21 protein-coding genes, 1 tRNA gene and 2 pseudogenes are annotated in these 24656 nt (G+C 67.0%); 13 read left to right on the top strand and 11 right to left on the bottom strand.

The window, feature by feature from the left end; genetic code table 11:
* The first annotated feature begins 82 nt into the window (after positions 1-82).
* Both glgX and LRS09_RS19710 read left to right on the top strand, forming a co-directional pair.
* Positions 83-2068: a glycogen debranching protein GlgX gene (gene glgX, locus LRS09_RS19705; RefSeq protein ID WP_257808571.1), complete on the top strand. Its 1986-nt coding sequence runs from the start codon at positions 83-85 to the stop codon at positions 2066-2068.
* Positions 2061-3700: pseudogene (locus LRS09_RS19710) on the top strand (alpha-amylase family glycosyl hydrolase). The gene glgX and the pseudogene LRS09_RS19710 overlap by 8 nt, the downstream one beginning before the upstream one ends.
* A gap of 20 nt (positions 3701-3720) precedes the next feature.
* Here the strand turns inward: LRS09_RS19710 and LRS09_RS19715 are convergent.
* Positions 3721-3797 (bottom strand) — tRNA-Pro (locus tag LRS09_RS19715).
* A gap of 145 nt (positions 3798-3942) precedes the next feature.
* Between LRS09_RS19715 and LRS09_RS19720 the strand changes: the two genes are divergently transcribed.
* The 5 genes and pseudogenes from LRS09_RS19720 (at position 3943) to LRS09_RS19740 (ending at position 9059) form a co-directional block, all read left to right on the top strand.
* Entirely contained in the window at positions 3943-5463 is a 1521-nt protein-coding gene (locus tag LRS09_RS19720) for a phosphomannomutase/phosphoglucomutase (RefSeq protein WP_257810266.1), read from the top strand.
* Positions 5464-5471: 8 nt separating this feature from the next.
* Positions 5472-7695, top strand: a pseudogene (locus tag LRS09_RS19725) (AGE family epimerase/isomerase).
* 51 nt (positions 7696-7746) lie between these two features.
* Complete coding sequence (locus LRS09_RS19730) at positions 7747-8106, top strand: type II toxin-antitoxin system RelE/ParE family toxin (protein ID WP_308240319.1); 360 nt, start codon at positions 7747-7749, stop codon at positions 8104-8106.
* Positions 8103-8399, top strand: a complete 297-nt coding sequence (locus LRS09_RS19735) for a DNA-binding transcriptional regulator (protein ID WP_257808574.1) — start codon at positions 8103-8105, stop codon at positions 8397-8399. The genes LRS09_RS19730 and LRS09_RS19735 overlap by 4 nt, the downstream gene beginning before the upstream one ends.
* Positions 8400-8477: 78 nt before the next feature.
* Positions 8478-9059 carry an NAD(P)H-dependent oxidoreductase gene (locus LRS09_RS19740; RefSeq protein ID WP_257808575.1) on the top strand — a complete coding sequence of 194 codons (582 nt, stop codon included), beginning with the start codon at positions 8478-8480 and terminating at the stop codon, positions 9057-9059.
* Here LRS09_RS19740 and betB read toward each other — a convergent pair.
* From betB to betI, 5 genes are read right to left on the bottom strand one after another with little or no spacing between them, the layout of a single operon-like run.
* Positions 9053-10516: a betaine-aldehyde dehydrogenase gene (gene betB / locus LRS09_RS19745; RefSeq protein ID WP_257808576.1), complete on the bottom strand. Its 1464-nt coding sequence runs from the start codon at positions 10514-10516 to the stop codon at positions 9053-9055. The genes LRS09_RS19740 and betB overlap by 7 nt on opposite strands.
* A gap of 17 nt (positions 10517-10533) precedes the next feature.
* On the bottom strand, positions 10534-10680 hold the full coding sequence (locus LRS09_RS19750) for a hypothetical protein (RefSeq protein WP_257808578.1): 147 nt from the start codon (positions 10678-10680) through the stop codon (positions 10534-10536).
* Between the two features lie 59 nt (positions 10681-10739).
* Positions 10740-12398: a choline dehydrogenase gene (gene betA / locus LRS09_RS19755; RefSeq protein ID WP_257808579.1), complete on the bottom strand. Its 1659-nt coding sequence runs from the start codon at positions 12396-12398 to the stop codon at positions 10740-10742.
* On the bottom strand, positions 12398-13921 hold the full coding sequence (gene betC, locus LRS09_RS19760) for a choline-sulfatase (RefSeq protein ID WP_257808580.1): 1524 nt from the start codon (positions 13919-13921) through the stop codon (positions 12398-12400). Before betC ends, betA begins: the two co-directional genes overlap by 1 nt.
* A gap of 49 nt (positions 13922-13970) precedes the next feature.
* Positions 13971-14555, bottom strand: a complete 585-nt coding sequence (gene betI / locus LRS09_RS19765) for a transcriptional regulator BetI (protein ID WP_257808581.1) — start codon at positions 14553-14555, stop codon at positions 13971-13973.
* 116 nt (positions 14556-14671) lie between these two features.
* On the opposite strand from betI, the gene LRS09_RS19770 reads away from it, so the two are divergent.
* The 3 genes from LRS09_RS19770 to LRS09_RS19780 all read left to right on the top strand — a co-directional run bounded on the left by LRS09_RS19770 (position 14672) and on the right by LRS09_RS19780 (position 16405).
* Positions 14672-15415: an SDR family NAD(P)-dependent oxidoreductase gene (locus LRS09_RS19770; RefSeq protein WP_257808582.1), complete on the top strand. Its 744-nt coding sequence runs from the start codon at positions 14672-14674 to the stop codon at positions 15413-15415.
* Positions 15402-15887: a hypothetical protein gene (locus LRS09_RS19775; protein WP_257808583.1), complete on the top strand. Its 486-nt coding sequence runs from the start codon at positions 15402-15404 to the stop codon at positions 15885-15887. Before LRS09_RS19770 ends, LRS09_RS19775 begins: the two co-directional genes overlap by 14 nt.
* A 347-nt stretch (positions 15888-16234) precedes the next feature.
* Entirely contained in the window at positions 16235-16405 is a 171-nt protein-coding gene (locus LRS09_RS19780; protein ID WP_257808585.1) for a hypothetical protein, read from the top strand.
* Positions 16406-16408: 3 nt separating this feature from the next.
* On the opposite strand, the gene LRS09_RS19785 is transcribed toward LRS09_RS19780, so the two are convergent.
* Positions 16409-17149 carry a DUF3750 domain-containing protein gene (locus tag LRS09_RS19785; RefSeq protein WP_257808586.1) on the bottom strand — a complete coding sequence of 247 codons (741 nt, stop codon included), beginning with the start codon at positions 17147-17149 and terminating at the stop codon, positions 16409-16411.
* Between the two features lie 79 nt (positions 17150-17228).
* Between LRS09_RS19785 and LRS09_RS19790 the strand changes: the two genes are divergently transcribed.
* The gene (locus LRS09_RS19790) at positions 17229-18230 is read left to right on the top strand and encodes an asparaginase (protein ID WP_257808587.1); all 1002 of its coding nucleotides are present in this window, start codon (positions 17229-17231) and stop codon (positions 18228-18230) included.
* Between the two features lie 46 nt (positions 18231-18276).
* Here the strand turns inward: LRS09_RS19790 and LRS09_RS19795 are convergent, their stop codons facing one another.
* Positions 18277-19635, bottom strand: a complete 1359-nt coding sequence (locus LRS09_RS19795; protein WP_257808588.1) for a TIGR03808 family TAT-translocated repetitive protein — start codon at positions 19633-19635, stop codon at positions 18277-18279.
* A 273-nt stretch (positions 19636-19908) separates the two neighbouring features.
* Between LRS09_RS19795 and greA the strand changes: the two genes are divergently transcribed.
* Complete coding sequence (gene greA / locus LRS09_RS19800) at positions 19909-20400, top strand: transcription elongation factor GreA (RefSeq protein ID WP_257808589.1); 492 nt, start codon at positions 19909-19911, stop codon at positions 20398-20400.
* A 233-nt stretch (positions 20401-20633) separates the two neighbouring features.
* Entirely contained in the window at positions 20634-21962 is a 1329-nt protein-coding gene (locus LRS09_RS19805) for an RsmB/NOP family class I SAM-dependent RNA methyltransferase (protein ID WP_257808590.1), read from the top strand.
* Here LRS09_RS19805 and LRS09_RS19810 read toward each other — a convergent pair.
* Genes LRS09_RS19810 through LRS09_RS19820 form a run of 3 tightly spaced genes read right to left on the bottom strand, consistent with a single transcriptional unit; the run spans position 21952 to position 24648 of the window.
* On the bottom strand, positions 21952-23985 hold the full coding sequence (locus LRS09_RS19810; RefSeq protein ID WP_257808591.1) for a YgiQ family radical SAM protein: 2034 nt from the start codon (positions 23983-23985) through the stop codon (positions 21952-21954). The genes LRS09_RS19805 and LRS09_RS19810 overlap by 11 nt on opposite strands.
* 58 nt (positions 23986-24043) lie before the next feature.
* Entirely contained in the window at positions 24044-24430 is a 387-nt protein-coding gene (locus tag LRS09_RS19815; RefSeq protein ID WP_257808592.1) for a type II toxin-antitoxin system death-on-curing family toxin, read from the bottom strand.
* A complete protein-coding gene (locus LRS09_RS19820; RefSeq protein ID WP_257808593.1) occupies positions 24427-24648 on the bottom strand; it encodes an AbrB/MazE/SpoVT family DNA-binding domain-containing protein in 222 nt (73 codons plus the stop codon). The genes LRS09_RS19815 and LRS09_RS19820 overlap by 4 nt, the downstream gene beginning before the upstream one ends.
* Positions 24649-24656: the final 8 nt, after the last annotated feature.

Consider the following 24656-nt stretch of genomic DNA (forward strand, 5'->3'; position numbering starts at 1 on the left):
AAGCTTGTTTCGCAATGCAGCAAGATTGTTATTCTGCGTCGCCGGACCTTCCCGGCGATCGCGAATCGACCTCGGGACCCGCATGTCGCCAGCACTCGGAGCAAGACCTGACGGATCGGCGACCGAGTTCGTGGTCTGGTCGGGCCGGGCCGAACGGATGTGGGTCTCGCTGTTCGAGGAGAGGGGATCGCGCGAGACGGACCGGATCGAGCTGTCGCGGCGAGACGACGGCGTGTTCGCCGCGATCGTGCCGGGCGTTGGTGCCGGCTGGCGCTACGGCTTCCGCGCCGACGGCCCCTACGATCCGCAAAACGGGTTGTGGTTCGATCCCGGCAAGCTGCTGATGGACCCGTACGCAGTGGCGATCGATCGCCCCTACACGTACGATGCGCGGCTGGCGGCGCGGCGTGCGGACGGCGTCGACAGCGCTGCACTAATGCCGAAGGCGGTGGTGACGCACTTGCCGGAGCTGGCGCTCCAGCAGCCGTTTTTCGGACCGGGTGGGCTGGTCTACGAACTCAACGTCCGCTCCTTTACCAAGCTGCATCCGGATGTGCCGGAAGAGCAGCGTGGCACGATCGCGGCGCTCGCGCATCCGGCAGTGATCGATCACCTGACGAAACTCGGCGTCTCCGCGGTGGAACTCATGCCGGTGACGGCGTGGATCGACGAACGCCACCTGGGTCCGCTCGGGCTGCGCAATGCCTGGGGCTACAATCCGGTGTCGTTCATGGCGCTCGACCCGCGCCTGGCGCCGGGCGGAATCGCGGAGCTGCGCGACACGGTCGCGGCGCTGCGAGCGGCGGGCATCGGCGTGATCCTCGACGTCGTCTTCAACCATACCGGCGAGAGCGACATCTTCGGCCCGACGCTGTCGCTACGCGGGCTCGACGCGCAGGCCTATTACCGCCATGCGCTGGACGGGTCGCTGGTCAACGACACCGGCTGCGGCCATACGCTCGCCTGCGACCATCCGCGGGTGAGGGACCTGATCCTCGCCTCGCTGCGCCATTTCGTCGAGCAGGCGGGCGCCGACGGCTTCCGCTTCGACCTCGCGCCGGTCCTCGGCCGGACTGCCGAGGGCTTCGACGCCCGCGCGGCAACGCTGCGCGCGATCGCGACCGACCCGGTGCTGGCCGACCGCGTGCTGATCGCCGAGCCATGGGACATCGGGCCGGGCGGCTACCAGCTCGGCAATTTTTCCGGCCGCTGGCTGGAATGGAACGACCGTTACCGCGACGACGTGCGCCGCTACTGGCGCGGCGACCGGGGAACGGTGGGAAGCCTGGCGACGCGGCTGGCCGGCTCGTCGGACGTCTTCGGACGCGAGGGGAACGCAACGACGCGCAGCGTCAACTTCGTCGCGGCGCATGACGGCATGACGCTCGCCGATCTCACCGCCTACGCGCACAAGCACAACGAGGCCAACGGCGAGGACAATCGTGACGGCCACGACGAGAACTTCTCGTGGAACCACGGGGTGGAAGGGCCGAGCGACGACCCGGCCGTTCTGATACGGCGTCGGAGCGACGCGGAGGCGATGCTGACGACGCTGTTCCTGTCGCGCGGCACGATCCTGCTCGCCGCCGGCGACGAGTTCGGCCGCACGCAACGCGGCAACAATAACGCCTATGCGCAGGACAATGCGATCACCTGGCTGGACTGGGCGGGCCGGGACCTCGAACTCGAACGGCTCGTCGCAGCGCTGTCGTCGCTGCGCAGCAGGCTGGGGCTCGATGCGCAGGCGTTTTTCGCCCCGGCAGGCGGAGACGAGGGCCCCGCGTCCGCCGAATGGCTGTGGACCGACTGGACGCCGATGACCGAGGCGCGCTGGAACGATGCCGACAACCGCCACCTCGCGCTGGTGGTCGCGCAGCCCGGGCATCCACGCGCGGCGGCGCTGTTCAACGCCGACCGGCGCGCCGTCGCCTTCGTGCCGAAGGTGCGCGACGGGCACGCCTGGCGCGAGGTCACGCCGGCTCCGGTGACGAGGGCGGAAGGGGCCGGCGCGATCCGGCTCGAGGGACGATCCGTGGCAATTCTTGTCGAAGAGGCGATCGATGGCTGAGAAGCGGCCCGAGGCGAATACGGACTGGTGGCGCGGCGGGGTGCTCTACCAGATCTATCCGCGTTCCTTCCAGGACTCGAACGGCGACGGGGTCGGCGATCTCGCCGGCGCGACCGAGCGGCTGGATCACATCGCCTCGCTGGGCGTCGACGCGATCTGGCTGTCGCCCTTCTTCCGCTCGCCGATGGCCGACATGGGTTACGACGTGTCGGACTATTGCGACGTCGACCCGCTGTTCGGCACGCTGCAGGACTTCGACCGCTTCGTGGAGGAGGCGCACCGGCGCGGTATCAAGGTCATCATCGACCTCGTGCTCTCGCACACGTCGGACCAGCACGCCTGGTTCCGCCAGAGCCGCTCGTCGCGCGACAGCGACAAGGCCGACTGGTGCGTGTGGGCGGACGCCAAGCCGGACGGGACGGCGCCCAACAACTGGTTGTCGATCTTCGGCGGACCGGCCTGGGAATGGGACACAGTGCGGCGGCAGTACTACATGCACACGTTCCTCGCCTCGCAGCCCGACCTCAACTTCCATCATCCGGAGGTCCGGAAGGCCGTGCTGGACACGGCCCGCTTCTGGCTCGACAGGGGCGTCGACGGCTTCCGCCTCGACGCGGTGAACCACTATTTCCACGACCGGAAGCTGCGCGACAATCCGCCCTCCAACCGCGCCCGCACGGGCGACGTGCCGGAGACCAACCCCTACGGCTACCAGGACCATCTCTACGACAAGACGCAGCCGGAGAATGTGGCGTTCCTGACGGAATTCCGGCGTGTGCTGAACGAATATGAGGGCCGGGCGGCTGTCGGCGAGGTGGGCGACGGCGAACGGTCGCTGAGGACGGTCTCGGCCTATACCGAGGGCGGCGACAAGCTCAACATGTGCTACACGTTCGACCTGTTGGCCGACGATTTCGACCCGGCGCACATCCGCCGCTGCGTCGGCGACTTCGAGGCGACGGTGAAGGAAGGGTGGGTCTGCTGGGCCTTTTCCAACCACGATGTGCGCCGCCACGCCTCGCGCTTCAGCAAGCCGGGCGACGACACGGACCGGGTGGCGAAGTTCGCGCTGACGCTGCTCGCCTGCCTGCGCGGCTCGATCTGCCTCTACCAGGGCGAGGAACTGGGGCTGGAGGAGGCCGACATCGCCTTCGAGGATCTGCGCGACCCCTACGGCATCCGCTTCTGGCCAGGCTTCAAGGGCCGCGACGGCTGCCGCATGCGCCGATGCCGTGGAGCGGCGACCTGCGCAATGGCGGCTTCTCGACGGCGAAACCCTGGCTGCCCGTTCCCGCGACCCACCTGGAGCGGGCAGTCGACCGGCAGGGAGGCACCGGCACGGTGCTGGCGCATTACCGCGAGATGCTGGCCTTCCGCAGAAGGCACAAGGCGCTGGTCGGCGGCTCGATCCGGTTCGTCGGTAAAGACGAGGACGTGCTGGCGTTCGAACGCGAGGAGGAGGGAGAAAGGCTGCTCTGCCTGTTCAATTTCGCGCGGGAAGAGAAGCGATGGAAGATTCCGGCCGCACTGCGACCGTCCAAGACGCTCGATCTGCCCGGCCATGCCACCGGATCGGATGGCGGATATGCCGTAATCGCGCCGCTCGGAGCGGTCGTGCTGCGCATAGGCTGAGGAAATATCGGGAAAATTTCTGGTCGGAGTGGCAGGATTTGAACCTGCGACCCCCTCGTCCCGAACGAGGTGCGCTACCAGGCTGCGCTACACTCCGTGAACCAGTCGGCGGGCTTATAACGTCCGCCCCCTGAACCTGCAAGCGCATTCGCGAAACGATTTCTTGCGATTTCCCCGCTATCGTCACGGCCGCGGAGGAGGGACCAGTGCTCCCGCTGCGCGATCATGTGGAGTTGGACCGAGTGACGTTCAAGCCGGTGGCCGATGCAAGGCCGAACACCTTTGAATTCGAGACAACGCCGCTCGTGAAACCAACCGGCTTTCGCGAATACGACGCGCGCTGGTGGTTCGGACATCCGGGCTCCGACAAGGCGCCGGAATTGAACCTGATCGGGGTGCAGGCGCTGGGCATGGGGCTTGGCACGATGATTCGCCGTGCCGGCATCGCGCCCGACATCGTCGTTGGCCACGACTTCCGTTCCTATTCGCTGTCGATCAAGCTGGCGCTGACGGCGGGGCTGATGGCCGCCGGGGCGCAGGTGAAGGACATCGGGCTGGCGCTGTCGCCGATGGCCTATTTCGCGCAGTTCGCACTCGACTGCCCCTCCGTCGCCATGGTGACCGCCTCGCACAACGAGAACGGCTGGACCGGCGTGAAGATGGGCTCGGCGCGGCCGCTGACCTTCGGGCCGGACGAGATGTCCGAATTGAAGCGGATCGTGCTTGCCGGCGACTTCGATCTCGCGGGCGGAGAGGGCTACGAGTTCGTGGAGAATTTCCGCGAGGCCTATCTCGCCGACCTGACGAAGGGCGTGCGCATCTCGCGGAAGCTGAAGGTGGTTGCAGCCTGCGGCAACGGCACGGCCGGAGCCTTCGCGCCGCAGATGCTGGAGGCGATCGGCTGCGAGGTCGTGCCGCTCGACGTCGAGCTCGACCACACCTTTCCGCGCTACAACCCGAACCCGGAAGACATGCACATGCTGCATGCGATCCGCGACGAAGTGCTGCGCACCGGCGCCGATGTCGGGCTGGGCTTCGACGGCGACGGCGACCGCTGCGGCGTGGTCGACAATGAGGGCAGCGAGATTTTCGCCGACAAGGTGGGCGTGATGCTCGCGCGCGACATTTCCGGCGAGCATCCGGGCTCCCGCTTCGTAGTCGACGTGAAGTCGACCGGCCTGTTCATGACCGACCCGGTGCTGAAGGCGCACCGCGCCGTTACCGATTACTGGAAGACCGGCCATTCGCACATCAAGCGGCGGGTGAAGGAACTCGACGCGATCGCCGGCTTCGAGAAGTCGGGGCATTTCTTCTTCAACCCGCCGATCGGCCGCGGTTACGACGACGGACTGGTGACGGCGATCGCGGTGTGCCGCATGCTCGACCGCAATCCGGGGAAGTCGATGGCGGACCTCTACCGTGACCTGCCGCTGACCTTCGGCTCTCCGACGATGTCGCCGCACTGCGCCGACGAAGTGAAATACGATGTGGCGGACCGCGTCGTGAGGCGCTTCCAGGCGATGCGCGGGGCAGGCGAGACGGTCGCGGGGCAGAAGATCGCCGACCTCGTGACGGTGAACGGCGTGCGCGTCGTCGCCGAGGATGGCACCTGGGGTCTGGTGCGCGCCTCATCCAACAAACCCGAGCTAGTGGTGGTGGTCGAGAGCCCTGTGTCGGAGGAGCGCAAGCGCCAGATGTTTTTTGCCGTTGATGCCGTGCTGCGGGAGAACCCCGAAGTCGGCGCCTACAACCAGACGATCTGAGGTCGACGATGGCCGCTCCGATCTCCTGCTTCGTGATGAGCGGCGGTGTCGGATCGCGGCTGTGGCCACTGTCGCGCGAGGACAATCCGAAGCAGTTCCACGATCTGGCCGGCGACGGCTCGATGCTGGTGCGCACCATCCGCCGCCTGCGCGCGCGTGTGGTGGGCGAGGCGCCGGTGAGCCTGATCGCCTCGGAGCGCCATGCCGAGCGCGTGCGCGACGATCTGGCTGGCCTCGATCTCGGCGGCGGCATGGCCGTGTTCGAGCCGATGGGGCGCAACACAGCGGTGGCGGTCGCGGTCGCGGCGGTGCTGGTTCTGGAGAAGGGAGACGGCCTGGCGCTGGTGGTGCCCTCCGACCACTCGATCTCGACCGACCGCCAGTTCTGGGAGACGATCGAGAAGGGCGTGCCGGCCGCCGAGGCGGGGCAACTGGTCGTCTTCGGGGTCCGACCGACGCATCCGGAAACGGGCTATGGCTATATCGAGGCGGACGGCGAGGGCGACGTGCGGGCGGTGCGGCGCTTCGTCGAGAAGCCGGACCTCCCGACGGCCGAATCTTATCTTGCCGCCGGCACCTTCTTCTGGAATGCCGGCATGTTCCTGTTTCGCGCCAGCGCCATGCGGGATGCGTTCCTGAAGCTGCAGCCAGAGATCTGGTCGCAGGCCGCGCAGGCCTGCCGCGCGGCCGCGCGGCAGGTGTCGGGGCTCTATCTTCCACAGGATATCTATGCGGCCGTGCCGTCGATCTCGGTTGACTACGCGATCATGGAAAAGACCGCCGGCATCGCTATGGTGCCGGCCGGCTTCCGCTGGAACGACCTCGGCTCCTGGCAGTCGCTGCTGGAGGTCAGTCCGACCGACACGGACGGCAACGTGGTGGTCGGCGACGTGGTCGCGATCGACACGGAGAACTCCTATCTGCGCAGCCAGGGGCGGCTGCTGTCCGTGATCGGCATGAAGGACGTAGCGATCGTCGCGACGGCGGACGCAACCTTCGTGGCGCCGGTCTCGCAGAGCCAGAGCGTCAAGAAGATCGTCGAGCGGCTGGAGAAGAGCGGCCGGCTGGAGACGAAGTTCACGCCGGCGCAGGACCGCGTCATCGCCAACGGCGCCTGGCTGCCGCGCGTGCGGCACTGGCTGTTCGAGGAGGCGCTGCCGCTGTGGTCGACCGCCGCGATCGACGAACGCTACGGCGGCTATTACGAGGCGATGGGCTTCGACCGCCGCCCGATCCCGCGGCCGAAGCGCATGCGCACGATGGCGCGGCAGATCTTCGCCTTCTCGGTGGCCCAGACCTATGGCTGGGACGGGCCCGCCGAAAAACTCGTGGCCCACGGCGTCGATTTCATCGCCTCCAGGGGTCGCACGCCCGACGGCGGCTGGGTGCGCACGCTTGACGTCGACGGCTCGGTGCTGGACGCCACCGAGGATGCCTATGACCATGCCTGCGTGCTTTTGGCGCTCGCGCATGCGCACCGGGCCGGCAATCCGGATGCGTTGGCGCTCGGCGAGGCGACCTTCGCCTTTCTCGATGACAGGCTGGAGGATCGCAACATGCGCGGCTTCCTCGAGACCTCGCTGGGCGAGGGGCTGCGCCGCACCAACCCGCATATGCATCTGCTGGAGGCCTTCCTCGCCTGGGTACGAGGCGACCGGGAACCGGCAGTACCTGCGCCGCGCCGCACGCATTATCGACCTGTTCCGCAGCCATTTCTTCGATACAGACTCCTGGACGATCGGCGAATATTTCGACGACGACTGGAAGCCTGCGGCAGGCGAGAAGGGCCAGTGGACAGAACCCGGGCACCATTTCGAGTGGGCTGCGCTGCTGGTCGAGTTCGCGCGGCAGAGCGGCCAGAAGGACCTGATCGCCTTTGCCCGCAAACTCTACGCCTCGGCGATCGCCAACGGGCTGAACCGCGCGACGGGCCTCGCCTACGGCGCCGTGTCGCGCGAAGGCATCCCGCTGGAGCGCACCTCGCGCAGCTGGCCGCAGACGGAGGCGATCAAGGCCGCGATGGCGCTGGACGATACAAGCGGACCCGACATGAAGCCGGAGATCGAGGCACGCCTCGGTCGCCTGTTCCGCTGGCACATCGATCCGGCGCCCTCGGGACTGTGGATCGACCTGATCGACGAGCGGGGCAGGGCGCTCGCCAAGGACGCGCCGGCGAGCATCCTCTACCACATCGTCACCGCGCTGGCGGCCTATATGAAGCGATATGGGTAGGCGCTTGAAGGTCTACGGAGTTTCCGTATACTTGCTGTCGTGCACACCGTCGTGGAAACGCCTGCCTACCTCGCATCCGCGAAGGACGAGGGCGTCGATGACGACGAACGGGCTGAGATCGTCCGGTTCCTGGCCGACAATCCGAGTGCCGGTGATCTGATTGTCGGGGCTGGTGGGGCGCGCAAGGTCCGATTTGCCGGCCGTGGTCACGGAAAGAGCGGCGGCTATCGGGTCATCACCTTCTTCGCAGGCGACGATATCCCATTGTTCCTGCTCGACATCTACGGCAAGGGCAATCGCGCAAATATGACGAAAGCCGAGCGGAACGAGCTTCGAGCGATCCTCTCGGAACTGCCGAAAACATGGCGGGCAGCGAGGGTCGAAAGAATGAAGCGGAGACACGGAAAATGACGAAGCCAGGATCGCGAATTCTTCAGGGTGCCCGCGAGGCGCTGGCCTTTGCCGGAGGGCGGGCGGACGCGGATGCCTTTCGTGTCCATGTGCCGGAGACGGTGGATGTGAAAAGAATCCGGCGCAAGCTCGGTCTATCCCAGCAGGCGTTCGCCGCTCGCTATGGCTTTACCGTCGGGCGGGTGCGTGACTGGGAGCAGGGTCGATCGCCTGTGGATACGCCGTCACGAATCCTTCTGCTCGTCATCGAAAACGAGCCGGAGGCCATCGAACGGGCGCTCGCGGCCGCATAGGCTGATCCAGACGAGTTGATCTCGCTCAAGGTCGGCCGCTAGGCAACCGCTAGGTTTCTCTGCGTTGGAGAAGCCGCCATGCCCCAGAAGATACTGGTCATCAACGGTCACCCGGATCCGCGGCCGGAGCGTTTCGTCCATGCGCTCGCGGCGGCCTATGCCGAGGGGGCGGAGGCAGGCGGGCACGAGGTGCGGCGGATTGCGATCGGCGAGCTCGACATCCCGGTGCTGACACGGCGGGAGGACTGGGAAAACGGGCCGGTGCCGCAGCCACTGAGCGATGCGGCTGCCTCGATCGCCTGGGCCGATCATCTGGTAATCGTCTATCCGCTCTGGCTGGGCGATGTGCCGGCGTTGCTCAAGGCCTTTCTCGAGCAGTTGGGACGCCCGGGCGTCGCCATCGACAAGGGGGCAAGGTCGCTGTCGCCGGGCTTATGGAAGGGCAAGTCGGCGCGCCTCGTCGTGACGATGGGCATGCCGGCCTTTGTCTACAACTGGTATTTCGGCGCGCATTCGGTGAAGAGCCTGAAGCGCAACATCCTCAATTTCGTCGGCATCTCGCCGGTGCGCTCGTCGATCGTCGGCATGGTCGAGGGCTCAGCCGAAAACCGCGCCGAATGGCTGGAGACGATGCGGGCGCTGGGGCGACGGGCTCAGTAGGGGCTCTCGACCTTCCCCGTCTCGACATAGACGGACTTGACCTGGCTGTAGTGGCGCAGTGCCTCCAGCGAATTCTCGCGGCCGATGCCGGAGCTCTTCGCGCCGCCGAAGGGGATTTCGACCGGCGAGAGATTGTAGTGGTTGATCCACAGCGTTCCCGCCTGGAGGTCCGCCACGACGCGGTGGGCGCGGGCCATGTCCTGGGTGAAGACGCCGGCCGAGAGGCCGAACTCGCTGTCGTTGGCGCGGGCGATCACTTCGTCTTCTTCGTCGAAGGCAAGCACGCTCATCACCGGGCCGAAGATCTCTTCCCGGGCGATGGTCATGTCGTCGGTGACGCCGGTGAAGACGGTCGGCTCGACATAGAACCCGTTCTCGAAGCCTTGCAGCTTCGGCGCGCCGCCGCCGGTGGCGAGGGCAGCACCTTCCTTCTTGCCGATCTCGATGTAGCCCAGCACCTTGTCGTGCTGCGCCTTGTTGATGAGCGGGCCCATCTGCGTCTCGGGGTCGAGCGGGTCGCCGAGCCGGATCTTCTTGGTGCGCTCGACCAGCCGGTCGACGAAGCGGTCGCGCAGCGCGCTCTGGACGAAGACGCGGGTGCCGTTGGAGCAGACCTGGCCGGTCGAGTAGAAATTGCCGAGCATGGCGCCGGAGATCGCGTTTTCGAGGTCGGCATCCTCGAAGACGATGAGCGGCGACTTGCCGCCGAGCTCCATCGTCGCGTGCTTCATCTGCGAGCCGGCGAGCGCCAGCACCTTCTTGCCGGTCGGCACCGAGCCGGTGAGCGACACTTTTGCCACCACCGGGTGGCCGGCGAGCGCGGCACCTACATCGCCATAGCCCTGCACCACGTTGAACAGCCCGTCTGGCAGGCCGGCCTCGGTGTAGATCTCGGCGAGCGCCAGGGCGGAAAGCGGGGTGTTCTCCGACGGCTTGAAGATCATCGCATTGCCCATGGCGAGCGCGGGTGCGGACTTCCAGCCCGCGCCCTGGATCGGGTAGTTCCACGCGCCGATGCCGACGCAGACGCCAAGCGGCTCGCGGCGCGTGTAGGCGAAGGGGCCGCCGAGGTCGACATAGTCGCCGTGGAAGGCAGCGACCGCGCCGCCGAAGAATTCGAGCGCGTCGGCCGCCGAGGCGGGGTCGGCGACCAGCGTCTCCTGGATCGCCTTGCCGGTGTCGAGGGTCTCCAGGCGCGCCAGTTCCGCGTTGCGTGCGCGCAAGATGTCGGATGCACGGCGCAGGATGCGGCCGCGTTCGACCGGCTTCAGCCGCGCCCAGGCGGGCTGGGCAGCCCGCGCCGCCTCCACCGCCAGTTCCACGACGTTTGGCGTCGCCGAATGCAGCGTGGCGATGGTTTCGCCGGTGGCGGGATAGATGACCGGCAGCGCCTTGCCGCCCTCATCCTCGACGAAGCGGCCGTTGATGTAGTGCGAGGCTTTTGGCTGGGCGGTCATGCGGCGCTCCTGCGGCGTCAGTTCTTCTGGATGGACAGGCCGTTCTGGTCGACCTTGATCTCGACGCCTTCCGGCTTCGATTGCTCGCGCCACACATAGATGCCGAGCACCACCACGACGGCGACCAGCACGCCGATGATCAGGTAGAGATTGTTGGTCTTCATTGTCTGTTCCTTGCTGTTTCCACCCTCATAGCCCGCGCGCGTCCGATGCGGAAGCCGGGCTACCGGTCGCTTTCGCGCCAGCGCGGGTTGATCCAAGGCTCCTGATTGGAGGGCGGCAGGGGCGTCTTGCCTAGTATGTGGTCGGACGCCTTCTCGCCGGTCATGATCGACGGCGCGTTGAGGTTGCCGTTGGTCACGCGCGGGAAGATGGAGGAATCGGCAACGCGCAGGCCCTCGACGCCGATCACGCGGCACTCCGGGTCCACGACGGCATGGGCATCGTCCGCGCGGCCCATCCGGCACGAGCCGCAGGGGTGGTAGGCGCTCTCGACATGCTCGCGGATGAAATCGTCGAGCTCGTCGTCGCTCTGCACGTGGCTGCCGGGCGAGATCTCCTTGCCTCGATAGGGCGCAAACGCCTCCTGGCCGAAGATCTCGCGGGTGAGGCGGATGCAGTGGCGGAAGTCGGCCCAGTCGTCGGGGTGCGACATGTAGTTGAAACGGATCACCGGCGGCATGGCGGGCTCGGCCGAGCGCAGCGTGATCGAGCCGCGCGACTTCGACCGCATCGGCCCGACATGCGCCTGGAAGCCGTGCGACTTCGCCGCCGACTTGCCGTCGTAGCGCATGGCGGCCGGGAGGAAATGATACTGGATGTCGGGATAGTCGACGCCGGCCTTCGAGCGGACGAAGGCGGCGGCTTCGAAATGGTTGGTTGCGCCGAGCCCATCGCCCCAGACCAGCCAGCGCGCGCCGATCAGCGCCTTGGAAAAGGGGTTGAGCACGGAGTGCAGTGTGACGGGCTGCGTCGCCTCCTGTTGGATGTAGAGTTCGAGATGGTCCTGCAGGTTCTGGCCGACGCCGGGCCGGTCGGCGACCACGCCGATGCCGTGTTCGGCCAGATGCGCGGCAGGTCCGATGCCCGACAGCATCAGCAGCTTGGGTGAATTGATCGAGGAGGCGGCAAGCACGACCTCGCGTTTTGCCTTAACGACCTGAATCTCCGTACCAAGCTGGATCTCGACGCCTGTGGCGCGGTGATTCTCGATCACAACGCGCCGCGCCATGCCCTTGAGAAGACTCACGTTCGGCCTTCTGAGCGCCGGCCTCAGATAGGCATTGGCAGCCGACCAGCGGCGGCCCATGTGGATGGTCTGCTCCATCCAGCCGAAGCCTTCCTGCTTGGAGCCGTTGTAGTCCTCGGTGGTCTCGAAGCCCGCCTGCTTGCCTGCCTCGACGAAGGCCCGGTAGAGCGGATTGAACAGCTGGCCGCGCCGGACATGCAGCGGGCCGTCTGTGCCGCGCCAGCCCTCCTCGCCACCATGCGAGTGCTCCATCCGCTTGTAGTAGGGCAGCACGTCGGCATAGGCCCAGCCGGCCGCGCCCTGCGCGGCCCAGTGGTCGAAGTCGCGTGCATGGCCGCGGACATAGACCATGCCGTTGATGGAGGAGGAGCCGCCGATGACCTTGCCGCGCGGGGTGGCGAGCACGCGGTTGCCGAGATGCGGCTCGGGCTCGGTGCGGAAGCCCCAGTCGTAGAGGCTCATGTTCATCGGGATCGACAGGGCCGACGGCATCTGGATCAGCGGGCCGAAATCCGAGCCGCCATGCTCGATGACGATGACCGTGTGCTTGCCGTCCTCGGAGAGCCGGTAGGCGAGCGCGCAGCCGGCAGAGCCGGCGCCGACGATGACGAAATCGGCTTCGCGCTGCGCCATCACTCGCCCCTCGGCCAGCGTTTGGACTCTTCCAGCACGTTCAGGTCCATGTGGTTGCGCATGTAGCGCTCGGACGCCTTCTGCAGCGGCTGGAAGTCCCAGGGGTAGTAGGAGCCGTTGCGGAGCGCCGGGTAGATCACCCAACGGCGAGCCTGGCTCTCGCGCACCTCGGCGTCGAAGCGCGCCATGTCCCAGCGCACGCGGACCGCAGCCATGAACTTGCCGACGAGATCGGCGTAGGCCGGGTCGGCGGCCAGATTGGTCTTCTCGAGCGGATCGGCGTCGAGGTCGAAGAGCTGCGGCGGGTCGAGGTCGCAATGGACGAACTTGAAGCGGCCGTCGCGGATGGCGACCAACGGCGCATAGGAACCTTCGGCGGCATATTCCATCAGCACCGGCTCGGCGCGCGCATCGCCCTTCGCCAGCGGCAGCAACGACTGACCGTCGGTCCAGGGCATGATCGCCGTCATATCGATGCCGGCGAGGTCGCAGAGCGTCGGGCAGATGTCGAGGTTCGACACCGGCGTCGTGACGAGGTCTGCGGGCACGCCCTTGCCGGCGATCATCAGCGGCACGCGGGCCGAGCCCTCGTAGAAGTTCATCTTGAACCAGAGGCCGCGCTCGCCGAGCATCTCGCCGTGGTCGGAGCAGAACAGGATGACCGTGTCGTCGGCCATGCGGGTGCGGGCGAGCGTGTCGAGGAGTTCGCCCACCTTGTCGTCGATGTAGGAGATGTTGGCGAAGTAGCCGCGGCGCGAGCGGCGGATCTGCTCCGTCTGGATATCGAAGGACGCGTAGTCGCTGGCGAGGTAAAGCCGCTGCGAATGCGGGTCCTGCTTTTCGTGCGGTATGAAGCCGACGGTCGGTTCCAGATGCGCACAGTCCTCGTAGAGGTCCCAATATCTGCGCCGTGCGACGAACGGGTCGTGTGGGTGGGTGAAGGAGACCGTCAGGCACCAGGGCCGGCGGGCCGGGTTATCGTGCTCACGCGACAGCTGGTAGAGCTTCTGGCTGGCGAGGAAGGTGACCTCGTCGTCATATTCGAGCTGGTTGGTGGTCTCGGCGACGCCGGCGCCGGTGACGGAGCCGAGATTGTGGTACCACCAGTCGATGCGCTCGCCAGGTTTGCGGTAGTCGGGCGTCCAGCCGAAATCGGCCGGGTAGATGTCGGTCGTCAGCCGCTCCTCGTAACCGTGCAGCTGGTCCGGTCCGACGAAATGCATCTTGCCGGAGAGACAAGTGTAGTAGCCGGCCGCGCGCAGGTGGTGCGCGAAGGTGGGGATCGAGGAGGCGAACTCGGCAGCGTTGTCGTAGACCCGCGTCCGCGACGGCAGCTGCCCGCTCATGAAGGAGGCGCGGCCAGGCGCGCAGAGCGGTGAGGCGGTGTAGTTGTTGGCGAACCGTGCCGAGCGGGCAGCCAGCGCCTTCAGGTTCGGCGCATGGAGGAAGTCGGCGGGGCCATCGGGGAACAGCGTTCCCGTCATCTGGTCGACCATGACGATGAGGATGTTGGGGCGGGTCATCGGAGGCTCTCCAACATTTCCGCCCTGTGGGCGCGGCGGTCCTGGTGCTTCATCCCGCCCTCGCCAGATTGAGCGAGACATAGTCCTCCACCAGCGCGATGGCCGAGGCAGGGTCGGGCGCGCCGTTCTTCAGCGCGCGGCGGATGTAGAGGCCGTCGATCAGCGCCGCGATGCCTTCCGCGACATGGAGGGCATCGGGACGCGGCAGGAGGCGCAGCAGGGCGTCGGTCAGGTTCGAGTGGAGCCGCCGCGCATAGATCGCGAGAAGCCGGCGCATCTCGGGCGAGCGCTGCGCCTCGACGTAGAAGGCGAGCCAGGCCGCCACCACTTCCTCGCCGAACTGCGGCGCGGAGAAGTTGACCGCGATGATCGCCGACAGGCGCTCGCGCGGCGTCTCGGCCCGGGCGAGTGCGGCTCGCAGCTCGCGGCCGAGATCGGCCAGCAGCGAGCGCATCGTTGCCCTGAGCAGGTCGTCCTTGGCGCCGAAATAATGATGCGCGAGCGCCGACGATACGCCGGCGCGACCGGCGATCTGCGACATCGTCACGTCAAGCGAGCCGTGCTCGCCGATGGCGGCCACCGTGGCGTCGATCAGGGCGCGGCGGCGCAAGGGTTCCATTCCGATCTTCGGCATGGAGCGAGGCTATTTTTTATTGACGCGTCAATCAATAAAAATACCGCCACCCGATGCCGCGATTGCGCCAGTCATGCGGGCTTTACCCGCAGCGCCGCTGCGTTCATTCTGCCATCATGAGACATGCGGCGGTGGTGACCGGCGGTGCATCTGGGATCGGCCTCGCGGTGGTGACGCGGCTGCTTGAGGACGGCTGGCCGGTCGCCGTGATCGACTTCAACGCCGACGCGCTCGTCCAGGCCGAGAACGACCTCGAGGGCGAGAACGTCATCTTCGTGCAGGCCGACGTCACCGATGAGGACGAGGTGACGGCGGCCTTCGACGAGATCGTCGACAGGGTGGGCCTGATCGGCGGATTGGTGAACTCGGCCGGGGTGGCCAAGGCCGCGAGCGTCGAGGACACGACGGCCGAATTCATGCGCGAGATGCTGGAAGCCAACCTCGTCGGGCCGTTCCTCGCGTCCAAGGCCGCGCTGGAGCGGATGGGCGAGACGCTGGCGATCGTGAACATCGGCTCGGTCTCCGGCCTGCGCGCCAATCATGGCCGGCTGGCCTACGGCTCGGCAAAAGCGGGGCTCAAGCTGATGACCGAGGTGATGGCGGTGGAGCTCGCGACGCAGGGCGTGCGGGTCAACAGTGTGGCACCGGGGCCGATCGACACGCCGATGGTGGCGCGGCTGCACGGGGCGCCGGAGAAGGCGCTGTGGCGCGAGCGCATCCCGCAGGAGCGCTACGGCCGCGCCGACGAGGTGGCGGGCGCGATCGCCTTTCTTCTGTCACCGGAGGCGAGCTATATCACCGGCCAGACCGTCGCCGTCGACGGCGGGTTCCTGGCAGGTGGTATCATTGCCCAAGACTAGACTGTCCGTTGCCGCAGTGCTGTTCGCTGTCGCATGCCCGGCCTGGGCTGAGCCCGATGTCGGCGATGTCTCGAACCGGTTCTGCGAACTTCAGACGGCCGACGACATGGCGGGTCTGCGCGAGCTGATGACGGCGGACCTGCGTGCGATCGTCGAGGACGCCGAGGAGCGCAACGCCGCGGTCGCCGACGCATCCGGTCATGACAGCGCGCCGCTCGCGGCGGGGATCCCCTATCGCGGCGTGGTCGCCAGGCCGGCCTCCTGTCTGGCGTCGGGCGTTTCGCCTGCGACCAATGTCACGATCGTGGACATCGCCTATGCGTCCGAGAAAGGCGAGCGGTGGACCGACAGGCTTGTGCTGAAGGCCGAAACCGGCGAGATGCGCGTCGACGACATCCTGTTCGCGTCCTTTCCGACGGACACCTATCAGGCCGGCCTGCGCCGCGTGCTGGCCGACACGTTCGATCAGTAAGGGGTGATCAATGAGGGGGACCACCTTGAAGCGCAGCCTGCTCGCCGCCCTGTTGTCGCTGACCGCTTTCGGCGCATCGGCGCAGGATCAGCCCCAGCGCGCGGAAGCGGCCCTGGGCGAGGCATTCTGCCTGATGAAGGACAACCCGGAGGCGGCCGGTCCGTTGCTGCTGGTGACGCCGGCGCTGGCGGCCGAAATCCGTGCGGCGATGGCGAAAAACGCCGAGATCCAGAAGGCGCATCCAGACGAGAAGCCGCCGCTCGGCGACGGCGTGCCGTTCCAGAGCTACCAGGACGTCTCGCCAAGATGCGAAGTGGGCACGCTCGAGGGTGAGGGGGGCCGGCGCCGTGGTCGAGATCAGGCACGGTTTCCCGGACGAGCCGTCCGCAAACTACTCCGACCGCCTCGTCCTCGGTGCAGGCTGGAACGAGGGCACGCTCGGCATCGACGACATTCTCTACGGCGCGGAAGGCGACCACGGCACGCTGCGCAAGACGCTGGTCGCGGCGTTCGAATAGCGCTCAGAAGATCTCCCATCGCCCATAGGCGGGGATCTTGAGCGCCGGCCGGGCGATGTCGATCCCGGCCACCAGGCCCATGAAATGCAGCTCCAGCCCGCTGGTCGCGCCGACCGACAGGCCGGCAAGCCCGTGCAGCGTGGCGTAAAAATCTCCCGTCGCGGCCGACCAGCCGATTGCGCCGATGCCCGCCGCGAAGTCGCGGCCGGTCGCATTGGGCGGCATCGTCGCGCCGAGTTCCGGCACGGAGCGCAGCACATGCGCGACGAAGCTGTTGGAGTTCGGCCCCGGCCAGACGTGATAGTCACCCGGCTTGGAGAACGGGTAGGATGCGACCGCGGCCTCGACCTTCGGGATCACCGCTTCGGCGGCCTTGCCCTCCAGCGCGTGGACGATGAAGGGCTCGTTCGAATACCAGCGCCCGTCGGCGGGCCGGCTGTTCTTGCGGATCGGCGCGCCCCAGCCGACCTTGTCGTAACGGTCATAGGAGGCCGCGCCCGCCTGTTTGGTGACGATCCAGCTGTGCAGCGAGAACGCACCCTTCAAACCGCCGGTGCGCGCGGCGAGCACATAGACGGCCGCTTTCCGGTCCGCCTCGGCTTTCGGCAGGAGGCCCGACGACGACCAGTCGGCGGAACTCCAGGTGCCCGGCCGGTCCTGCAGCATCCACCAGCCGGCGGTGGCGAGCGCCGGGGTGACGAAGACGAGCAGGATGAACAGCAGGAGATGCTTGAACAGCTTCAATTCGACAACCTCAGCCTTGCCGAACCCGTGCGATCGGGTGCATGAGCCGATGAAATGGGGTGGGCAAGATGGTGAAACGATGACGAACCCGGTTCTTGTCGAGGTGCTGCGCGGCGGCAAGGTAGAAAGCCGCCACGAGGGCTCGATCGCGGTGGCCGATGCCTCGGGCGCGCTGGTCCTGTCGCGCGGCGACATCGCGCGACCGGTGTTCCCGCGCTCCGCGGTGAAGGTGATGCAGGCGCTGCCGCTGGTCGAGAGCGGGGCGGCGGATGCGTTCGGCCTCGGCGCCAAGGAACTGGCGCTGGCCTGCGCCTCGCACAGCGGCGAGCCGGAGCATGCCGCACTTGCTCGCGCGGTCCTGGCCAAGGCGGGGCTCGCGCCGGAAGCGCTGGAATGCGGCGCGCACTGGCCGACAAGCCAGGAGGCGACGATCCGGCTGGCGCGTTCGGGCGAGGTGGCGAGCGCCCTGCACAACAACTGCTCGGGCAAGCATTCGGGCTTCCTGTGCGGCTGCCGCCACATCGGGCTGAACCACAGGGGCTATGTGAAGATCGGCCATGACTACCAGCGGCTGATCGCGGCGACGATGGAGGAGGTGACGGGGGCAGCGCATCGCGAGGACAATTCCGGCACCGATGGCTGCTCGATCCCGACCTATGCCGTGCCGCTGACCAACCTTGCGACCGGTTTCGCGAAGCTCGCGACCGGCGAGGGGCTGTCGGTTGGGCGCGCAAGCGCGGCGCGGCGGCTGTTCGAGGCCTGCATGGCCGAGCCGTTCTACGTCGCTGGCACCGGCCGGGCGGATACGGCCATGATGGAGGCCGGCAAGGGCAGGGTATTCACCAAGGTGGGCGCTGAGGGCGTCTATTGTGGCGCCATTCCGGAGCTCGGCCTCGGCTTCGCGCTGAAGATCGACGACGGCACCGGGCGCGGGGCGGAGGCGGCGGTGGCGGCGCTGCTGGCGCACCTGCTGCGTGACGACGAGGCGCTGGCGGCCCGCTATGCCGGGATGGCCTCGGTGAAGCTGACCAACTGGAACGGGATCGAGGTCGGCGAGGTGAGGGGGCTGCCGGTCAGCTGACCCGGTCGGCTTTGCTGACCCGGTCGGCTTTGCTGACCCAGTCAGTTCAACTGACCCGGTTGCGCTCGATCGTCAGCCTCGGCAGGTCCGACGGCTCGACGGCAAGGTCCTTGGTCGCGGGTTCGGACCAGCGATGGCCAATGATGGCGCCGCGCAGGGCACCGTCGATGATGTTGTCCGAAATGACCGCGGAGCCCGTGCCTTCGACCACCGAGACGGCGATGCCTTCGCCCGCGTTGCGGATGACGTTGCCGGTGGCCACCACGTTGCGCATGAACGGGCCCCAACCGATGTTCATGCCGTAGAGTGGAGCATTCTCGATGACATTGCCGGTGACCGAGGTGTCGGCCTCGACCGAGATGCCGACGCCGAAGCCGGGCGCATCGGCGGTGTAGGGGCCGGTCTGCGACAGGTTGCGCACCAGGTTGCCGGTGACGGTGGCAAGCCGCCCGCCCTCGTTGAAGTTGACGACCGAGATGCCGTTGGCGCCGCCGTCGACGATGTTGTTGGCGATCACCGCGCCCTCGAAGGCGAATTCGGCATAGATTGCCGTCTCGCCGGAACGCCGGCAGGTATTGCCGCTGATCTGGACGTTGCCGCCGGAATTGGAGCGGATGGCGGAGAAGGCGCAATCGGCGATCTGGTTGCCGGAGACGATGACGTTGCCGGCGCGGAAGACGTTGATGCCGTTGCCGTTCTGGCCGGTGCCGCCGGCCCGCGCCATGATGCGCTCCACCCGGTTGCCGGTGACGATCGTGCCGTCTTCCGCCGGCTGCCAGCGGTGGACGAGGATGCCGCCATTGCCGCAGTCCGCGACCGTGTTGCCGGTGATCTGCAGGCGGCCCGCCTCGACGCTCCAGATGCCGGCGTCGGCCACATTGGAAATCTCGCTGCGTTCGATGCGGCCGGAGACGCGCTCCAGCGCCAGCCCGTTCTTCGACGAGCCGATGACGCGGCAGTTGTCGAGGACGAAGGCAGCGACGCCGCGCGCGTCGACGAGACCCTGAGCGGTATCGCCGAGCCAGCGGTTGGCGCCATCGATGACGAGGCCGGAGAGCTCAATATGGTCGGCGCCTTCGGTGGCCAGCATGTGGCCGTCGCCGGCATGAACGAGCCGCGTCGCGCCCGGCACGCCGGACAGCCGCACGCGGCGCGGCAGGGTGATTTTGGCGATAATATATTGGCCGGGCGGCAGGAAGATCGCGGCGTCCTCGTCCGACGCCTTGTCCAGCATCGCCGAGAAGGCGCGGCTCTGGTCATCAAAGCTGCTGGGATGCACGCCGAACTCGCCGGCATCGATCGCGCCGCGCATGGCGGCGCCCGCCGGTCCTGCCAACAGGCTGGAGGCGACCGCGGGCAAGGCGAAGCCGGCCGAGGCGGCGAGGAAGCTGCGTCTGTCCAGCATTGGCACGGGTCTCCCGGTGGAACGTATCTTCTTGCATGGGGTGTGCCAAGGCGCTCCCCCCTCACCCCAGCTCCGCTCCGCTCGGTGGACCTCTCCCCGAGGGGAGAGGAGGTTTGCTGTCGTCTCCGCCATCTTGAGTGGAGATTGCCAGGAACGTCGGATTGCCTTCCTCTCCCCTCGGGGAGAGGGTGGCCGAGCGGAGCGGAGGCCGGGTGAGGGGGCGGCAGGCGAGGGCCATTGTCCGTCCGCTGCCGAGGCGGTAGCTTGCCTGTCATGAGCAGGGCATTCACCAAGGAAGACGACGACACCGAGGCGATCGCGATGATCGGCGAGCGGCCGGTCAGCGCCGAGCGCAATCTCGTGACGGGCGAGGGACTGCGGCAGATCGAGGCGGAGATGGGGCGGCTGCGCGACGAGCTGTCCCAGGCCGAGAAGTCGCAGGAGCGTGTCGCCGTCGCCACCATCCTGCGCGACCTGCGCTACTGGACGTCCCGCCGCGAGACGGCCGAACTGTCGGAGCCGGAGGCGGACTCGCAGGTGGTGCGCTTCGGCATGACGGTGGTGCTGGAAGGCGAGGACGGCAAGCGCCGCACATGGCGGATCGTCGGCGAGGACGAGGCGGATGCGGCACAAGGCACCATCAGCCACGTTTCGCCGATGGCACGCGCGTTGTTCGGCAAGCGCGTCGGCGACGTGGTGACGGTGGCGGGCAAGGAGTGGGAAGTGGTGGGACTGTCCTCTACGTCTCCCGCGCCTCAGCCCTAGCCAGCGGCGGTCATCCCGGCGGCTAAAGGCGACCCGGAATCCATTCTTCTCTCCAGTCGACCTTGCTCCTGCGCCAGGATTCCGTGGGCAATGGGTCCCAGCTGACATGCGGTCGCCCGGATGACGGCGCGGTCGATTCTTCCACGCCTTCGAGCCGCCGGGAGCGCATTGTCTCGATGGTCAGGGGCGGCTCTGTCGCCTATAAGGGCGTTTTCCAGCCTGAATGCCCTTCCGTGAACCCTTCCGTCCGCCTGCAAGCAACGCTCGAACTTGTGCAAGAAATCGACCACGTCGCGCGTCCCGTCGATGCCGTCGTCTCGGCCTGGTTCAGGACCCGACGCTATATCGACGACCGCGATCGCGGCCTGATCCTTCAGACCGTCTATTCGCTGCTCAGGCATCATGCGCGGCTGGGCTGGTGGCTGGAGGGCCAAGGCCGCGAGGATGTGCCCCGCAACCGGCTGATCGCCTGGCTCGCGCTGAAGGAGGGGAGGACGGTCGATCAGGTGAAGAACCTGTTCAATGGGGCGAAGTTCTCGCCGGCCGTGCTGAGCGAGCGCGAGCAGGCGCTGCTGGCGAAGCTGGAGGGCCACGCGATCGACCATCCGGCCATGCCGGAGGAGGTGCGGCTCGAATGTCCGGACTGGGCGGCCGATGCGCTGCGAGCGCGGTTCGGCGAGGCCTTTGCGGGCGAGATGGCGGCAATGCTGACGGCGGCCCCGCTCGACCTGCGCGTCAATCCGGTCAAGGCCACGCGGGACGACATGCTTCGGGCGCTCAAGGGGTTCGGCGTGAAGGCGGAGGCGTCTGCCTTGGCTCCTTTCGGCATCCGTGTCGACGAGCGGCTGTCGCTGGCACGGCTGCCGATGCTGAAGAGCGGCGAGGTCGAGATCCAGGACGAGGGCTCGCAGCTCGTCGCTCTGCTGGTCGAAGCGAAGCCTGGCGAGCGCGTGGTCGACTTCTGCGCCGGGGCCGGCGGCAAGACGCTCGCCATCGCCGCACAGATGGACAACAGGGGCCATGTGATTGCCTGCGATGTCAGCGAAGGCCGTCTGAAGCGCGGCGCGGAACGGTTTCGCCGCGCGGGGCTGCACAATATCCAGACGCGGCTGCTGGCGAGCGAGACGGACAAGTGGGTCAAGCGCCATAAAGGCGGCTTCGATCGCGTGCTGGTGGACGCGCCGTGCAGCGGCACCGGCACATGGCGGCGCAATCCGGACGCACGCTGGCGCTCGCCGGAGGAGAAGGGCCTCGATGCACTGGTGGACATGCAGGGCCGCATCCTGGCAAGTGCGGCGCGGCTGGTGAAGCCCGGCGGCCGGCTGGTCTATGCGACCTGCTCGATGCTGCCGCAGGAGAACGAGGACCAGGTGGCGGCGTTCCTGGAGGCGCATCCGGGCTTCAAGGCGGTGCCGCTCGATGAGGTCGCGCCGCAGGTGAAGAACTCGGCGCATCCGGAGTATCTGGCGCTGACCCCTTCGCGGCACGACACCGACGGCTTCTTCGCCGCCGTGATGCAGCGGGAGGCCGCGCCGACGCCGGACGCGCCGGCTACTTCTTGAACATCTGGACGCCCTTGGTCGTGAACTTCTGGCCGCGGCCGTTGTGGCGCGTGGGACGTTTGACGCCGGCGGCCTTGCCGGTTCCGGCCGGCTGGAAGTTCGGCACGAGCTGGTCCGGGCGCGGGCCGATCAGGTCGGCGCGGCCCATCTCCTTCAAGGCATCGCGCAGCAGCGGCCAGTTGTCCGGGTCGTGATAGCGCAGGAAGGCCTTGTGCAAACGCCGCTGCTTGGCGCCGCGAACGGTCTCGACCTTGTCTGTGCCGCCGCGACGCACGCCCTTCAGCGTGTTGACGCCGGTGTGGTACATCGCGGTTGCTGTCGCCATCGGGGAAGGCAGGAAGGTCTGCACCTGGTCGGCCCGGTAACGGTTCTTCTTCAGCCACAGCGCGAGGTGCATCATGTCCTCGTCGGTCGTGCCCGGATGCGCCGCGATGAAATAGGGGATCAGGTAATACTGCTTGCCTGCTTCCTTCGCAGCGGCGTCGAACATTTCCTTGAACTTGTCATAGGTGCCGATGCCGGGCTTCATCATCTTGTCGAGCGGCCCGCGCTCGGTGTGCTCGGGCGCGATCTTGAGGTAGCCGCCGACGTGATGGGTCACCAGTTCCTTGACATATTCCGGGCTCTTGACGGCGAGGTCGTAGCGCACGCCGGATGCCACCATCACCTTCTTGACGCCCTTCGTCTCGCGCACCTTGCGATAGAGGCTGATCAGATCGTCATGCGAGGTGTTGAGATTGGGGCAGATGTCGGGGAAGACGCAGGACGGCAGCCGGCAGGCGGCCTCGATCTTCGGGTCCTTGCAGGCCATTCGGTACATGTTGGCGGTCGGCCCGCCGATGTCGGAGATGACGCCGGTGAAGCCCGGCGTCTTGTCGCGGATCTTTTCGATCTCCTGCAGGATCGATTTCTCCGAGCGGTTCTGGATGATGCGGCCTTCGTGCTCGGTGATCGAGCAGAAGGTGCAGCCGCCGAAGCAGCCGCGCATGATCGTCACCGAGAACTTGATCATGTCCCAGGCGGGTATCTTGGCGTCGCCATAGGACGGGTGCGGGGCGCGGGCATAAGGAAGGTCGTAGACCGCGTCCATCTCGTCGGAGGTCAGCGGGATCGGCGGCGGATTAAGCCAGAGGTCGCGATCGCCATGGCGCTGGACGAGCGGGCGCGCATTGCCAGGATTGGCCTCGCGGTGCAGCACGCGCGAGGCGCGCGCATAGGCATCCTTGTCGGTCTCGACCTGCTCGAACGACGGCAGACGGATCACCGTGTCGCCCTTGGTGCGGGTGGCGCCCTCGTCGGCGGAATCGATGTCGTCGGCGTGGAGTTCGGTGAAGCCTTCCGGCACGCGGCGGAACAGGGCGACGCCCCGGACGCTGTCCAGATCCCGCACGGTCTCGCCTGCGGCCAGCCGGTTCGCCACCTCGACCACGGCGCGCTCGGCATTGCCGTAGATCAGCAGGTCGGCCTTGGCGTCGGCCAGGATCGAGCGGCGCACCTTGTCCGACCAGAAGTCGTAATGCGCGATGCGGCGCAGCGACGCCTCGATGCCGCCGAGCACGATCGGCACGTCCTTGTAGGCCTCGCGGCAGCGCTGCGTGTAGACGATGGTGCAGCGATCCGGCCTCTTCCCGCCCTCCCCGCCGGCCGTATAGGCGTCGTCGCTGCGGATCTTCCGGTCGGACGTGTAGCGGTTGACCATGGAATCGAGGTTGCCGCCGGTGACGCCGAAGAACAGGCGCGGCCTGCCCAGCGCCTTGAACGGTTCCGCCGACTGCCAGTCGGGCTGCGAGATGATGCCGACGCGCAGGCCCTGGGATTCGAGCAGGCGGCCGATGATCGCCATGCCGAAGCTCGGATGGTCGACATAGGCGTCGCCGGTGACGAGCACGACGTCGCATTCGTCCCAGCCGAGCGCCGTCATTTCGGCACGGCTCATGGGCAGGAAGGGCGCGGCCCGTCCGGTGTGAGGCTTGCGCGCCGACAGTGGAATGACGGCTTGCTGGGCGCTGGCTATGGTTTCCATCGGTCCGGCTTATAGAGCGCTGGAGGAGCGATTTCAATTTGGCCCCATGCGAAGCCGTTCAGTCGAGCTTTAACGCGTGATCACGAAAGAACGCCGCCGCCCCGCCCTCATCGATCTCGCCGGCCGCAAGCGCCATCGTGAACAGATAGACCCGCCCGTCGTCGGCGGTCATACGATAGCCGTTCAGTGCGAGAAACAGCATTGCGGTGACAATCGCCGTTCGTTTGTTGCCGTCGACAAACGCGTGATTACGGGCGAGTCCGAATGCATAGGCGGCAGCCAACTCGAAGATGTCCGGTGTGCCATACGCGGCCTTGTTCTCGGCGCGGTGGAGTGCCGATTCCAGGGCATTGTCATCGCGCAAGCCCTGCGCGCCGCCGTGGCGGCGCAACTGTTCTGCGTGAAGAGCTTCAACGACCTGTCGGCTCGGAAACCTCCAGCTCATTCCGCGAGCTTCTGGAGTGCCACCTTGTAGCGGTCCATGATCTCCCGCGCCGCCGCCATCTGCTCCTCGAATTCGTCGCCCGCCTTCTTGAGAACGATTTCGCCCTTGTTCTCAGAGATGACGACCGAGTCACCTGCTTTGAGATTAAGGTTCTGGAGCACTTCCTTGGGAAGGATGACGCCTTCGGAATTTCCGATCTTGCGAATGACGGTGTTCATAACAATCT

Origin of the sequence: Mesorhizobium sp. J428 (genome assembly GCF_024699925.1) — a bacterium.
Lineage (GTDB): Bacteria > Pseudomonadota > Alphaproteobacteria > Rhizobiales > Rhizobiaceae > Mesorhizobium_A.